This window comes from Pseudogemmobacter faecipullorum (assembly GCF_020539525.1).
GTDB classification, from domain to species: Bacteria; Pseudomonadota; Alphaproteobacteria; order Rhodobacterales; family Rhodobacteraceae; genus Pseudogemmobacter; species Pseudogemmobacter faecipullorum.
The window spans coordinates 319,960-332,227 of the sequence record NZ_JACDXX010000003.1 but is presented as its reverse complement, the minus strand read 5'-3'; the positions used below and the strand labels follow the sequence as shown (position 1 = coordinate 332,227).

Below are 12,268 nucleotides of genomic sequence, written 5' to 3'. Positions count from 1 at the left end.
CCGTAGACCTTGCCGCTTTCGGTCCATGCCTTGTGCAGAAGGTCTGTTTGACGCGCATCCTCTTGGGCGCGCTTGCTCATCGGGCGTTGCAACCAAGCATAAAACCCGCTGGGCTGGATGCGCAGGCACCGGCACATGGCCCGGACCGAGAACTGTCCCCGATGCTCGGCCACGAACGCCGTCGCCATCGGGCTTGAACCGATGGCGCTCCAATGGCTCCGCTCACTTTGCATCCCGAGCGAAATACGCGGTGGCTTTTTTTAGGATGTCGCGCTCCTCGGAGACCCGCGCCAGTTCCCGCTGCAAACGCCGGATCTCGGCGTCCTTATCCGTTTCGCCGGACGCGGACTTCGCGAACTTGCGCTTCCATGCATAAAGCGAGTGCTTGCTGACACCCAGGCGCTCTGAAACCTCGCTGACGGGGTAACCCCGCTCGGTGATCTGCGCGACCGCGTCGCGCTTGAAGTCGTCGCTGAAAGTGGCTGTGCCCATCATGGCCTCCTTGCCTCAAAATTAGCGAAGAAGGCGTCCATGAAATATGGGGCATCTCAGCTGCACACGGGCTATTTAACAATCAGGACCGGCAGGTTCGTTCCGGCGAGAACTTCGGCCGCCTGACTGCCGAGAAACAGTTTGGTCAGGCCGCGGCGTCCGCGCGAGCCGATCACGATCAGGTCGCAGCCGAGCTCCCCGGCTTTGGAATCGATGGCGGCAGAGCCGTAAGAATTTGCCACATAGATATAGTCAGGGCTCACATTGCGCTGCTTTGCGAGGATATCCAGCTCATCAAACAGATCCTGCGCCCTCAGTTCCAGCGCGCGGGCGGTTTCGCTGAACTGCGTGACTGATATGATGCCATCGCCAAACAGGTAATGCGGATTTGGCTCAGAGGCATGCACGATGCTGAGACGTGCGCCGAGGCTGGCAGCCATATCGATGGCGACATTCACGCCTTTAAGCGCCCAGTCTGAGCCGTCGGTGGCGGTAAGGATGTGCTTAAACATGGCTTCCTCCTTGCTTTATCGCCGGGAGGTGCGGATCTGCCGGATCTGCCCCGACGTCAGTCATTCTACACTGTAACCCCTGGCGAGTCACGACATCTGCGCGGGGCAGGGACGGGCATGGCCCTGGCTGCGCCGCGCCCCAGGCTGAAAGATCAGAGCGGGGCGGAAGACTGACCTGGCACTCAAAAGGCGCGCTTACGCAAAGCTGTTCCTGGCCCGCTCACTGGTCCCGGCCGGGCTGTCGCCGGGTTCCGGTTTTGCGCCCGCTGCATCCGGCCCGGTCCCGCAGCTGGACCGGTATTGCCGCGAATTTCAGGCGCATGTTTTGCGGCGAGTGCATCCCTCCTGCCTTTCCGGCCCCGGCCTGGAGGTCAGAGCCGGCCTCGAGCTCAAAGCTGTCGTTTTGACGATTTTCGGCCAGGTCATGAACCGGCCCTGTCATGAAACAGTCTGCTCTCAGGGCACACGACAGGACCGGGCGACAGGTTGCCTGCCCCCCCTTCATGCTGCGCCGCAAGGGCATCGCTCTTTGCTGCTTTGCCCGGCTATCATCCGCCTGCACCATAAGGTTGCCAGTGCAGCCGCTGCCGGAAGGGGCTATAATCGCGGCGGTGAAGCGGAGGGTTCTGGCATGGCTGTTTCGTTCAATCTTAGCGCTGCGATCTTTGCCGCCACGCTTCTGGCAGGCCCGGCCCTGGCAGAGGCAAAGAAGCATCGTGGTGCTCATGGCGATGATTATGTCGCGGCGCATTGCCCGCCGGGCCTGGCCAGAAAGAACCCGCCCTGTGTCCCGCCCGGCCAGGCTGGAAAGCTTCATAAGAAACATCGCGAGGACCGGCAGCACCGCATTGGCGAGCGGCTGGATCCCGGGCATGTCATCCTGATCCGCGATCCCGGGCGATATGGTCTCGCTCTGCGCAATGGCTGGACTTATTACCGTGACCCCTATGGCATCTATAGGGTCGATCCCGAAACGCGAAAAATCCTTGCGATCCTCGATCTGATCGAGGCTTTCGCCAAGTGAAGCGGTGACAGGCTGACGATCTGAAAGCAGCGCGGTGCTGGTCTGATGTCGCACCGGTCCTGGATCTGGCTGATCAGACAGCGCTGCAACCTGAGAACGGAACGCTCAGGGGGCAGGGGCTGCAGAGCGCTGTTGCGGGACATAAGACGGGACATAAGACGCAGCCGCCTGACTGATAGCCACAGAAAGCCAATCCGGGGCCGCAGTCTTCACCGCAAATCCGGCTGAGCATGGCGTGTAGCGGCCAGTGATATGACCGGGCCAAAGGCGCTGATATCAGCGGTCTATGTGAAAATCAGGAGCAGCGGCCATCGCAAGGGCCACTGACTTAGAGGGCGGGATGGCCAGCGGCCCCGCACGCGATAACTCGTTACTCCCTGTGAAAAGCAAACTGCTCCTGGTTAACGATTCGCGCAATACTGGTAAATGTGATGGTTAACCTATCCTATCGGGTGATTTGTCAATCACCCGATAGGATGAATTATCGCATGATATTGCGATCACCCCGGCGAGAAAACCGATCCGGCGGGCAGGCCCGCCCGCCCCAGCCTTCCGCAGAAGGGCGGCGCAGGGGACGGGCTGCTCACGCGCTTAGTTGCCGACGCGTTGCAGGACGAGATCAGATTCGCCCGGCACGCCATTGACCAGCTCGTTGCGGGTTGTGGTGATGAAAAGCAGCTTATCACCCGAGGTGATCTTTGCGGCAATCGCATAGCTGTGCCCGGCCTGCATTTTGGCCGGATCGTAGCTCAGCTCCCAGTTGGCGGGCACGCCTTTGAGCGCGGCTTCATATTCTGACACTGTCACAGAAGGGGCGTCTGCAAGCGAGACATCCTCAAGCGTCACCCGCAGCTGGGCATCCGGCGGCAGGGCAATGCGCTCAAGATATGTCGCCGTACCCGCAATGGTCTTGCTATCGGCCTTCTGAGGCCCCGATTCTGTGCATCCTGCAATGGCAAGTGCAACAACAGCGGCAGTGGTAAAGCGGATCATCCTGGCAACCTGTCAAAAATTACAACGCGTTGAACATACAAAAGCAGCAGGCCATCTCAACCCGCAATGCATTGGGCCGAAGATAAAGTCTCTGTGAGGCAACAGAAATACCACGCGGAGGCGGTCGGGGTACCGGTCATTCAGATAAGGGCTGCGGCAGGGATGGAAGGGGGCCAGGGATGGTGGCGGGCCGGGCCAGCGCAGATCGCGCTCAGACCCGGCCGGAACGGGGCTGGGGCGGAGGGCTGTGCCGGAGAGGGCAGGGGCGGAGGGCAGGGGCGGATCCTGATAACCATATGCGATCTGAGCACAGCCACACCGGGGCAAGCTGCCCGGTGTGGCCGCGTGCAAAGGGCAAAAGCCCCTGGTATTTCCGAGGCGACCCCGGGCCTGAACCGCGCGGGGCCGCGCGACGCGCGACCGGCCTGCACCGGAAAACGCGCCTCAGCCCCCTCGGAACAGCGTCACTTCCCCGCGGTGCAGTGATAGGTCACATCAAAGCCAAAGGTCGATTTTTGCTCCATTTTTGCAAAGACCGCCTGTTTGCCCGCCCGGGCGCATTCGCTTTGCGCCAAAACCTCATAGCGTTCGGGCGGGGTTGTGCGTGTGGCATCAATCAGCCCGTGCAGCACAACACTATCGGCAGTGCTGCGCAGCACACGCACAGGCTCATCTGTGCCCGTCGGGACGCAGGCCGAAAGCGAAGCTGCGAGCAGCACGAAGAGGGGAACAGGGATCAGGGAATTTGACATAGGCCGACCTCTATCACTCTGCAGGCTCGAAACGGAATGGTTCAGCCGGGGTAAATCCGGCAGAAACCTCACCGGAATGGATTTTGCCCATATCCATTCCCAGATCCAGCCGGCGCACGCCGCTGGTTGCAGAGAAATCAAGCTGCTTCAGATCGACCCAGAATACATTGGGGGAAATCGCGGATTCGACATAGAACAGCCGGTCCTTCTGATCGGCGACCACCCGCCAGCGCGTGGTGGAAAGATTGGGCGCATCCGGCGTCGAAATGCCATAGGGGACCGAGGTATTGCGGATCACGCTGAAGGCCGCCGCTGCCGCCTCGCGCGGGTCATCCGATTGCACAACCATATCGATATAGGTGCCGGCGCGCACGAAACGGTCTGCCGCCCGGGTGGTGCCCGGCAAGACTTCGCGCGGGTTAACGCCCTGCCAGTAGGAGGCCAGGGCCAGCTGCTGATCATAGGGCGGATCATTGGTCATGACGTTGAATTCAGGCCCGTGATGGATCACCAGCTCGCCATTGAGCCATTCGAGGATCGCGCTGTCACCCGAGGCATCCGAGAGCGAGAGATGCACCGTGGTCAGTCGCCCGGGCTGCATCGGCACATCGCGGGTCACCACATGGAAGGGCTGCTTTTCCAGCCCCTCGATAGCTTCGGCAACACTGGCGTAATTATCCATGAAATACTGCGCCCAGAGCGAGAGCGACATCTGCGGCGTCTCGCCATCATCCCCGGGATAGTCCGAAGAGACCAGCCAGAGCATATTCGCCACCAGTCCGGCCTCGTTCATGCCATCGACGGTGGCGATGTCATAGCCGGTGACGATCATGCTGCCGTATTTTGATGTCCATTCCAGCGAGCGCGGGCCTGCCTCACCGCTGCGGGCCATGCCGCGCGGAAAGACCCAGAGATTGGAGACCATCGGCAGGCTCCAGTCCATCGAACGCGCGGTCAGCACCCGGCCCTCGGGCCCGTGATAGACCACGCGGGTGCAGGCCTCGGCGACCGGGGTTGCGGCGAGGGCGCAGGCCAGCGCCAGGCTAAGGGATCTGATCATCTGCATCTCCTCAGAACCGCCAGGTCAGGCCGAAAAGCGGCCCGCCCATCTGCACATCGGCCTCGGTGCCGCCGCTGCGATAATCGACATTGAGCTGGCGGTAGCCAAAGGACAGCCAGAGGTTTTCATTCACCGCATAATTCGCCGTCGCCATGATCTGACTGGTGCTTTGCGACCCCACACCAAAGCCGCCGAAATCGGCATAGAGCACCGCCGACCACTGCGGTGCCAGGGCGATATTGGCGCGCGCGGCCAGGATCGGATCGACAAAATCCTTGCCGGGTGCGGCCTGCATCATCCCGCCGGCCAGGCTGATGCTGCTCCTGATATTCCAGGCCCGGGCACCGCCGAGCAGATCCAGGGTAAAGGCTTCATTCTGCACCGCGCGCCAGCCCGCGAGCAGGGTCAGCGAGCGCTGGGTCAGCTTGCCTTCGGCAGGCAGGCCTGGCGGAACCAGCCCGGATTTCGAGCTTGAGGACCAGCTCAGATCCCCCATCAGCACCAGCCGGTCGCGCCGCGCATAGCCCGACAGGAAAAAGGCGCCATCGAGATCTTCGAGCACCTCAGAAAAGCCCTTGCTGAAGGACAGGCTATGCGCGCCGCTATAGGGCGTGATATCGCCGCCAAAGCCTGCCGCCCAGACATAGGGGGTGATCTGTCCCGACCAGTCTTCGGCCAGGCTGGCGGCTGATCCGGCGAAAAGAAGGGCCGTGGCCGCCAGAAGATTGCGGATCATATCACTTTCCTCACAGGGTATTTTTGAACATACGGCCACCTTTGAGGATGACCCGCAGATTTGAGCTGTCGGCCAGCCAGTCAAGCCCCGCCTCGGCATCGCCCTCAATCACCAGCAGATCGGCCAGCGCGCCTTCGGCGATCACGCCCAGAGCGCCGTCATAGGGCGCGCGCGCGCCCGACAGCGCCAGCAGGTCACCCGCCGCCCCGGTCGCGCGGTGCAGCGCTGCCAGCGGCGACATGAAGCGGGCCAGCTTGGTCAGCTGTTTCGCCTGGGTCTCACCGCCGCCATAGAGAATATCGGTGCCAAAGGACCAGTTCACCTTATGCTTATCGGCCCATTCAAAGGCCCGCATCGTGCCCTCAGCCACCATCTTCTGCGCGGCGATGGCCTTGGGATCGGTATATTTATTGGCATCCTCATCGGCGAGGAAGGGCTGGATCGACCACCAGGTGCCATTGTCCGCCATCATGCGCACGGTATCCTCATCGGCGAGCTGGCCATGTTCGATCGACTTTACGCCCGCCTTGATGCAGCGCTGAATCCCGGCCGAAGTATAGACATGGGCGCAGACATAGGTGCCCCAGTCCGTCGCCGCATCCACCGCGGCGCGCATCTCTTCAAGGGTGAACTGCAGCGATTCCAGCGGGTCATATTGCGAGGCAACCCCTCCGCCTGCGGTGATCTTGATCTGGCTGGCGCCTTTCATCAGCTGTTCACGGGTGCGGCGCAGAACCTCGGGCACCCCATCCGCCAGTGCCGACATTCCGGCTTTGGTCGCGTAATCGGCCTGATCCACCGGCATCATCGGCAGGGCATTCTGGAAGCGGAAATCGCCATGGCCCGAGGTCTGGCTGATGATCGCGCCCGCCGGGAAGATACGCGGCCCCGTTACCACGCCACGATCAACCGCCGCCTGCAGGCCAAAGGCCGGGCCGCCGACATCGCGCACCGTGGTAAAGCCGCGCATCAGCGTCGCGCCCGCTTCTTTCCCGGCCATCAGATGCAGAAAGCCAATATCCTGGGTCATAGCCGCCATCTGGCTGACCGAGGCCAGGGTGGTATGCCAGTGGCTGTCGATCAGGCCCGGGATCACCGTGCGTCCGCCGCAATCAATCCGCTCAGCCGCCTCAGGGCCCTGGCCCGCAGCGGGCAGGCCGGTGATGCGCCCGCCCTCGATCAGAATATCCGTTCCGCTGTGCAGGCGCAGGGTTGTGCCGTCGAAATAGCGCAGATTGGTCAGCAGCAGTGGCGCGCCGGTGGTCTGGGCCCGCAGCTCTTTCGGGGCAAGGCCAAAGCCAGCAAACATGCCGATGACGGCCGCCATGCCGCCCAGCATCTGCCGCCTGGAAATATCGGCCTCAATGCGGCGCATCGCCGTCAGCGTGGCCGGGCTGCCGCAATGGCAGAAATGCATCAGGCCACTGCCGGGGAGGGTTTCAAAACAGGCGGTGCACACAGGATCACTCCGGGAGGGTGAAAGATGAATAAAATCCTAAAGTTGGCGACACCCTATCAACTCAATCCCGGATTGAAAGATTTTTTTCCCGGCGGACGGATCACAATGCAGCCGCCAGCGGATGCCGCCTCAGCCAGTGCGGCGCTGCCATTTGCCTGTCCCACAGTGTTCAGCAGCGACAGGGCTTTGCATCTGCCTGAGCCTGCCACGGCAGCGGGCTTGGCCCCGGCCCCGGGATCCGTCTGCCCGCTGCCGGGCCTGATCCGGTCCGGCCAGCCAATAGGGGCCGAGCGCCCTCTGCAGGCCTTGCCCGGGCCGGCTCAGGCCTCAGCCGATACGGCACCTCTGGGCCGGCTGCAGCAGGCGAGGACATAGCCTGCGGCCCGCGCATCCTCAGCCAGGCCGCCTGCATCCTCGGTATCGACAGCGCCGCCGGTCAGCCGGACCCGGCAGCTGCCGCAGACACCCTGCTGACAGGAACTGTCGATCCAGACGCCTGCGTTCAGCGCGGCTTCGGGAAGGGTCTCGCCCGGCGGATGTCTGCCGCGTTTTCCCGAGAGGGTAAAACGAACCTCCCCCCCCGGCTGCTTCCCCCCCGCCAGATTGCCTCCCCTCTGCCTCCACGTCGTGGAGGCAGATTTTTTCACCAAAACTCTCTTCATGAATGGCGGCAACCCCGATCTCGCGGGCGACGGCGCGGGCGGATTTCATGAAGCCCTCCGGACCGCACATGAAAATCTCGCGTTGTGCATGATCGGGCACAAGCCTGCGCATCAGCCCGTCCGAAATATGCCCCACCACGCCACTGAAGCCGGGTTCCTCACCAGCATCACCGACGACCAGATGCATCTTCACCGTGCTGAAGCGCCTGCCGATGAATTCCAGCTGATCGCGGAAGATAATATCCTTTGGCCTGCGGGAAAAATGGACAAACACAGTATCGGTCGGATCCGCCAGATCGCTGATATACTGCAGCATTGACATCACCGGCGTCACGCCTGAGCCGCCGCTGAGATAGAGCGGCTTTCTGGCCGGAATATCGAGCGCGTTGAACCGCCCGCCGATATCGGCAATCTCCAGCCGCATCCCCGGGCGCAAGCTGTCGTTCAGCCAGTTCGAGGCCAGGCCGCCGGGAACGCGTTTTACCGTCACCTGGATGTTATGGGGCATGGTCGGGGCCGAGCTGATCGAATAGCTGCGCAGGCAGAGCTGGTCACCGATGCGAAGCCTGAAGGTCAGGGATATGTTCATCCGCGGCGAAAGGACCGGCCCGCGCGGCGCCTTTCCACATGGTCACCGCCCCTGGTTCCATCCCGAAGGCTTTGCGCGCCATGACATCAACCCGATCGAGGAAGATGATAACTATCTGATCATGAAAGGAAAAACATCTCGATAAATTTAATATCGACGTTGCGATTCTGACCGGGGATGAGCCAATTGAGGCCTCGACCCTGGCAAATCCCTATTCTGCCAATGCCCTGTGCAAAGCCTATAATGATTATATGATCGATTACTGCCTGCCCAAGGATGCGCGCTTCTGGGGTTCGCTGGTGGTGGCACCGCAGGATCCGCAGCTCGCCGCCGCAGAAATCCGCCGCGCCGGAGCCCATCCGCGGATTGTTCAGGTGCTGGTCAGTCATGGGGCGCAGCGGCCCTATGGTGATCCTTTCTACCATCCCATTTTTGAGGCCTGCGCAGATATGGGTCTTCCCTTCGCCATGCATCTGGGCGGGCAGGGCCCTCGACCTTCTTCTGGGAGACCCATGCGATCCTGCCGCAATCGGCGATGACGCATATGGCCTCGCTGATTGCTCAGGGCGTGTTTGAGAAATGGCCCGCTCTCAAGGTCGTCATCATTGAATGCGGCGTTGCCTGTGTGCCTTCGGTGCTCTGGCGTCTGGATGCAAATTACCGCGCTTTGCGCAAAGAGACGCCCTAGCTGAAGCGGCTGCCCTCGGATTATTTCAAAAGCAATATCCGCATGTCGACCCAACCGCTGGAGCAGCCGGCAAATCTGCAGCATCTCTGGGCCACGCTGGAGGCGATGGCGATTGCCGCTGTTCTGCCCCGAAGCAGATTTTCCGAGCGCAATCTGATCTTCACCGTGCTGTCAGTGACCGTGCTCTCGACGCTTTCCATGATCCTCTATCCGATGATCGCCCAGGCACTCGGCCTTGATGCAAGGGCCACCGGGATCTTCCTCGGCGGCACGATTCACGATGTGGCCCAGGTGGTGGGGGCAGGATTCTCGGTCTCGCCCGAGGCCGGCGAGACCGCGACCCTGGTCAAGCTGATCCGTGTCGCCATGCTGGCGCCGGTTGTGCTGATCTTCTCGCTCGCCACGCGCAGACCAGGTTCTGCCGGCGAGACGGGCGCGCGGCCAGCGCTGCTGCCTGGTTTTGTTCTCGCTTTCCTGGTTCTCGCCGCCGCCAGTTCCTTTGGTCTTGTTCCCGCTTTGGTGTCAGAGGCCGGGATGGAGGTCTCCCGCTGGGCGCTGCTCGCCGGTATCGTCGCGGTTGGCATGAAAACCTCGCTGCGCCGCGTGCTTGAGGTCGGCGGCGACGCAATTGCCCTGATCGTGGCGCAGACGGTTTTCATCGCGCTCTTTATCCTCGCCGGGATCTGGCTGCTCGGCTATGCCTGAGCAAGACACCGGCACTCCGTTCGAAGGGAAAACCTTCCGCATGCTGCTCGCACGGGAGGGCTGAGCGGGGCAGGCACCCTGGCACCAGGTCCTTAATCTGAAAAGGCTGAGGGCAGATCGTCAGCTGCAGGCCTGGTCGCCGATCATCAGCTGCAGCAGCTCATTCTGGCTCGAGATATTCAGGCTGGAATAGCATCTTTTGCGATAGGTGCGCACGGTATTGATGCTGATCCCCAGCTCCAGTGCGATGCCTTCCGAACTCAGCCCACAGGCAATCCCGGCCGCCACCTGCAGCTCACGCGGGGTCAGATCTGTGCCCATGTTTTTAATCAGCATTTCAGCCGATCTGCGGGTGAGCCGCGTGTTTTTCCTGGCCTGATAGGCGCCATGTCTGGCCAGCAGCGCCTGCATCACCGGAAAGCTGTCTTTGAGAAACCGCGTGCAGCCTCTTTCCTGAAACCGATCCCTGGCGAAGTAGAAATTGGTCCGCGACTGCCCGGCCTCGCCGGGCTGGCAGAGGCTGAGCCGCAGCGCATAGCCGAGCCGGTCATAGCAATCCTGGCGGTAATCGGAATCGGTGATCTCGTCCGCGCTCTGCGGCACGACGGTAAGCTCCTGGCTGCGGTCTTGCTGCAGGCGGTGCAGCAACGGATCGGCCCGCCAGTAGCGCGACATATACATCTGATTGTGCCAATGGGTGGGCTGGCGTCCCACCATGAAGGTGGTAGAGGGCGGGGCGCCGGAGCCGTTCACAAAGACGATGATCTGCTCACAATCGAGTTCGAGCCGCACCGCATCGAGCAGGATGCTGGCAAATTTTTCGCTGCCGATATGCTGAATCAGCCTCGGGATTTCGCGGTTAAACCCCATCGGCGCCAGCCCCTGTACCATCCGGGCGGCGGCAGTTCTGCGCAACACCACCCGGGCCAGGCCGCCCGCCGGATCGGTTTTCTGCGGCGTTCAAACTGCTTCTCCCCCCCCATGCCAGGGAGAGCACCCTTATGGCCCTGGATCAGGATTAATAGCGCTTAAACTTATATCATTTGCAACGAATTTTATCGCCACCAGAGGAAAAATGCAGCAATAAGGCCCCGCAACCGGGCGGGGCCCCAGAAATTAAGCCTCAGAGATTAAGCTTCAGAGCCCGAAGCTGTTCTCATCCAGCCCGTCATAGAGGTTCTCGCGCACCGCCCGGGTCACCGCGGTCAGATCCTCGCGGTCGACACCGGCAAAGATCTCGCGCCATTTTTCCTCAAGCCTGAAATAATCGGCAATCACATCAGAGGGATCGGCAATGCCACGCTCTTTCATCGCGCTGGCCGCCAGGCTGGCCGAATGGGCGCTCTGGAACTCCTTAAGCGATTGCGCCAGATCTTCGGCAGCAGGGCCGACATCGAGGCCGCGCTCTTGCGAGCCTTGCAGCGCCGCTGCGGATTCCATCGCATATTGCGCCTGGGTGCGGGCGATGCCTTCGGCGAAATTATCGAGCATCAGGCGCCGCTCAGCCGGCGGCAGTTCAGACCAGAAGCGCTGATTGGCGACGAAAGTGGCGCCGATGATCACCCCGGCCTCGACCGTGGTAACGCCTTTTGCAATCTCCCAGAGCCGGTTGCCTTTATCCAGCGCCGTGGCATCGGACATGGTGCAGTCCAGCGAGCCGCGCTCAAGCCCGGTATAGATATCGGGCGAGGGCACCGAGACCGGCACGCCGCCGAGCGAGGCAATCCAGGCGGTCTGCGCCGCGCCGACGGTGCGGATCTTCTTGCCCTTCACATCGGCAAGGCTCTTCACCACCGGGCCGCAGATCAGCTGATAGAGCGGCGTCGAATAGCCACCAAGGAAGATCGTGCCGCGCTTGTTCCATTCCTCGGCCAGCCTGGCATTGGTCAGGCCAAGCTCGGTCCAGGCGAGGGCGCTGACCAGGGCATCGCCCGAGGCAAAGACCAGATCATTGATCGTATTGGTCAGCGGCAGTTCCGAGGCGGTATAGGCCGGAACCACCAGACCGAATTGTGCCACCTCATCGCCCAGCCCCTGCAGGGTGGTGGTGGCCGGAACCAGGCTGCCCGATGAGAAAAGCTCAATCGAAAACGCACCGGCAGCTTCGCGATTGATCTTCTGCACCGTCGCCTCAACGCCTGCGGCATGCAGCGGATTGGTGGGGTTGAGATAGCTGGTAAAGATATAGCTGTCGGCCAGTGCCGCCGAAGACATCAGCCCGCCCAGTACGCTGGCGATCAGAAGCTTTTTCATAGGTCGTCCTCCTCACTCACAAAGGCCGGGGAATGCCGCAAAAGCCCGCGACTGTGTATCGCTTTCGGTCATCAGGATGGTTTGCGGCCAGGCCCTGAACCGGCAATGTGATCGAGGTCGCGCCCGGACATCAGTCACATCGGCATGTGACCGTGACCGGACCGGGGCTGAGAGGGAAGGGCCGGGCAAAACAGATAAAATACCTGATTTCATCTGGTTGACTGATAAACCCACCCTGCCACAACGCCTGTTTTCCGGGATCCGCCTACTGCCTTGCCCTGACCCCGACGGCGCGCATTGCCCCGAGCCGGTCATCGGCAAGGGCCTGGTCTGCGAGGGCACA

13 protein-coding genes and 4 pseudogenes are annotated in these 12,268 nt (G+C 61.8%); 5 read left to right on the top strand and 12 right to left on the bottom strand.

All coding sequences use genetic code 11. The features are described 5' to 3' along the window. The 3 genes and pseudogenes from H0485_RS21990 to H0485_RS05220 form a co-directional block, all read right to left on the bottom strand. Positions 1–182 (bottom strand): annotated as a pseudogene (locus tag H0485_RS21990) (IS3 family transposase); the annotation flags it as partial. Positions 183–247: 65 nt separating this feature from the next. Beyond that, positions 248–495, bottom strand: a pseudogene (locus tag H0485_RS21985) (transposase); the annotation flags it as partial. Positions 496–563: 68 nt separating this feature from the next. After that, positions 564–1,004, bottom strand: a complete 441-nt coding sequence (locus tag H0485_RS05220) for a universal stress protein (RefSeq protein ID WP_226934288.1) — start codon at positions 1,002–1,004, stop codon at positions 564–566. Between the two features lie 631 nt (positions 1,005–1,635). Here H0485_RS05220 and H0485_RS05215 point away from each other — a divergent pair. Beyond that, entirely contained in the window at positions 1,636–2,028 is a 393-nt protein-coding gene (locus H0485_RS05215) for a hypothetical protein (RefSeq protein WP_226934287.1), read from the top strand. 591 nt (positions 2,029–2,619) lie between these two features. Here H0485_RS05215 and H0485_RS05210 read toward each other — a convergent pair. The 7 genes and pseudogenes from H0485_RS05210 to H0485_RS21825 form a co-directional block, all read right to left on the bottom strand. Then, the gene (locus H0485_RS05210) at positions 2,620–3,021 is read right to left on the bottom strand and encodes a YbaY family lipoprotein (RefSeq protein WP_226934286.1); all 402 of its coding nucleotides are present in this window, start codon (positions 3,019–3,021) and stop codon (positions 2,620–2,622) included. Positions 3,022–3,485: 464 nt separating this feature from the next. After that, complete coding sequence (locus tag H0485_RS05205) at positions 3,486–3,773, bottom strand: hypothetical protein (RefSeq protein ID WP_226934285.1); 288 nt, start codon at positions 3,771–3,773, stop codon at positions 3,486–3,488. 13 nt (positions 3,774–3,786) lie between these two features. Further along, the gene (locus tag H0485_RS05200; protein WP_226934284.1) at positions 3,787–4,833 is read right to left on the bottom strand and encodes a linear amide C-N hydrolase; all 1,047 of its coding nucleotides are present in this window, start codon (positions 4,831–4,833) and stop codon (positions 3,787–3,789) included. A gap of 10 nt (positions 4,834–4,843) precedes the next feature. Beyond that, positions 4,844–5,569: a hypothetical protein gene (locus tag H0485_RS05195; protein ID WP_226934283.1), complete on the bottom strand. Its 726-nt coding sequence runs from the start codon at positions 5,567–5,569 to the stop codon at positions 4,844–4,846. Between the two features lie 10 nt (positions 5,570–5,579). Next, positions 5,580–7,028, bottom strand: coding sequence for a metal-dependent hydrolase family protein (locus tag H0485_RS05190; RefSeq protein WP_226934282.1), 1,449 nt, complete (start codon positions 7,026–7,028; stop codon positions 5,580–5,582). A 320-nt stretch (positions 7,029–7,348) separates the two neighbouring features. Beyond that, positions 7,349–7,690, bottom strand: coding sequence for a 2Fe-2S iron-sulfur cluster-binding protein (locus tag H0485_RS21830; RefSeq protein WP_226934311.1), 342 nt, complete (start codon positions 7,688–7,690; stop codon positions 7,349–7,351). 46 nt (positions 7,691–7,736) lie between these two features. Beyond that, positions 7,737–8,279: pseudogene (locus tag H0485_RS21825) on the bottom strand (FAD-binding oxidoreductase); the annotation flags it as partial. Between H0485_RS21825 and H0485_RS05175 the strand changes: the two are divergent. The 4 genes and pseudogenes from H0485_RS05175 to H0485_RS05165 all read left to right on the top strand — a co-directional run. Continuing rightward, positions 8,272–8,424: a hypothetical protein gene (locus H0485_RS05175; RefSeq protein WP_226934281.1), complete on the top strand. Its 153-nt coding sequence runs from the start codon at positions 8,272–8,274 to the stop codon at positions 8,422–8,424. The pseudogene H0485_RS21825 and the gene H0485_RS05175 overlap by 8 nt on opposite strands. A gap of 7 nt (positions 8,425–8,431) precedes the next feature. Continuing rightward, a complete protein-coding gene (locus tag H0485_RS21820; protein ID WP_354002438.1) occupies positions 8,432–8,818 on the top strand; it encodes an amidohydrolase family protein in 387 nt (128 codons plus the stop codon). Beyond that, positions 8,815–8,967 carry a hypothetical protein gene (locus tag H0485_RS21815; RefSeq protein WP_354002435.1) on the top strand — a complete coding sequence of 51 codons (153 nt, stop codon included), beginning with the start codon at positions 8,815–8,817 and terminating at the stop codon, positions 8,965–8,967. Before H0485_RS21820 ends, H0485_RS21815 begins: the two co-directional genes overlap by 4 nt. A 102-nt stretch (positions 8,968–9,069) precedes the next feature. After that, positions 9,070–9,672, top strand: a pseudogene (locus H0485_RS05165) (YeiH family protein); the annotation flags it as partial. A gap of 120 nt (positions 9,673–9,792) precedes the next feature. Here the strand turns inward: H0485_RS05165 and H0485_RS05160 are convergent. Then, positions 9,793–10,590, bottom strand: coding sequence for a helix-turn-helix transcriptional regulator (locus H0485_RS05160; protein ID WP_226934280.1), 798 nt, complete (start codon positions 10,588–10,590; stop codon positions 9,793–9,795). Positions 10,591–10,809: 219 nt separating this feature from the next. Further along, on the bottom strand, positions 10,810–11,925 hold the full coding sequence (locus H0485_RS05155) for a C4-dicarboxylate TRAP transporter substrate-binding protein (RefSeq protein ID WP_226934279.1): 1,116 nt from the start codon (positions 11,923–11,925) through the stop codon (positions 10,810–10,812). Positions 11,926–12,268 lie beyond the last annotated feature (343 nt).

Coding starts and splice junctions, on each gene's coding strand:
- H0485_RS05215 (WP_226934287.1), top strand. CDS start 1,636: ATGGCTGTTTCGTTCAATCTTAGCGCTGCGATCTTTGCCGCCACGCTT.
- H0485_RS05175 (WP_226934281.1), top strand. CDS start 8,272: ATGTTCATCCGCGGCGAAAGGACCGGCCCGCGCGGCGCCTTTCCACAT.
- H0485_RS21830 (WP_226934311.1), bottom strand. CDS start 7,690: ATGAAGAGAGTTTTGGTGAAAAAATCTGCCTCCACGACGTGGAGGCAG.
- H0485_RS05195 (WP_226934283.1), bottom strand. CDS start 5,569: ATGATCCGCAATCTTCTGGCGGCCACGGCCCTTCTTTTCGCCGGATCA.
- H0485_RS21815 (WP_354002435.1), top strand. CDS start 8,815: ATGACGCATATGGCCTCGCTGATTGCTCAGGGCGTGTTTGAGAAATGG.
- H0485_RS05220 (WP_226934288.1), bottom strand. CDS start 1,004: ATGTTTAAGCACATCCTTACCGCCACCGACGGCTCAGACTGGGCGCTT.
- H0485_RS05155 (WP_226934279.1), bottom strand. CDS start 11,925: ATGAAAAAGCTTCTGATCGCCAGCGTACTGGGCGGGCTGATGTCTTCG.
- H0485_RS05210 (WP_226934286.1), bottom strand. CDS start 3,021: ATGATCCGCTTTACCACTGCCGCTGTTGTTGCACTTGCCATTGCAGGA.
- H0485_RS05205 (WP_226934285.1), bottom strand. CDS start 3,773: ATGTCAAATTCCCTGATCCCTGTTCCCCTCTTCGTGCTGCTCGCAGCT.
- H0485_RS05200 (WP_226934284.1), bottom strand. CDS start 4,833: ATGATCAGATCCCTTAGCCTGGCGCTGGCCTGCGCCCTCGCCGCAACC.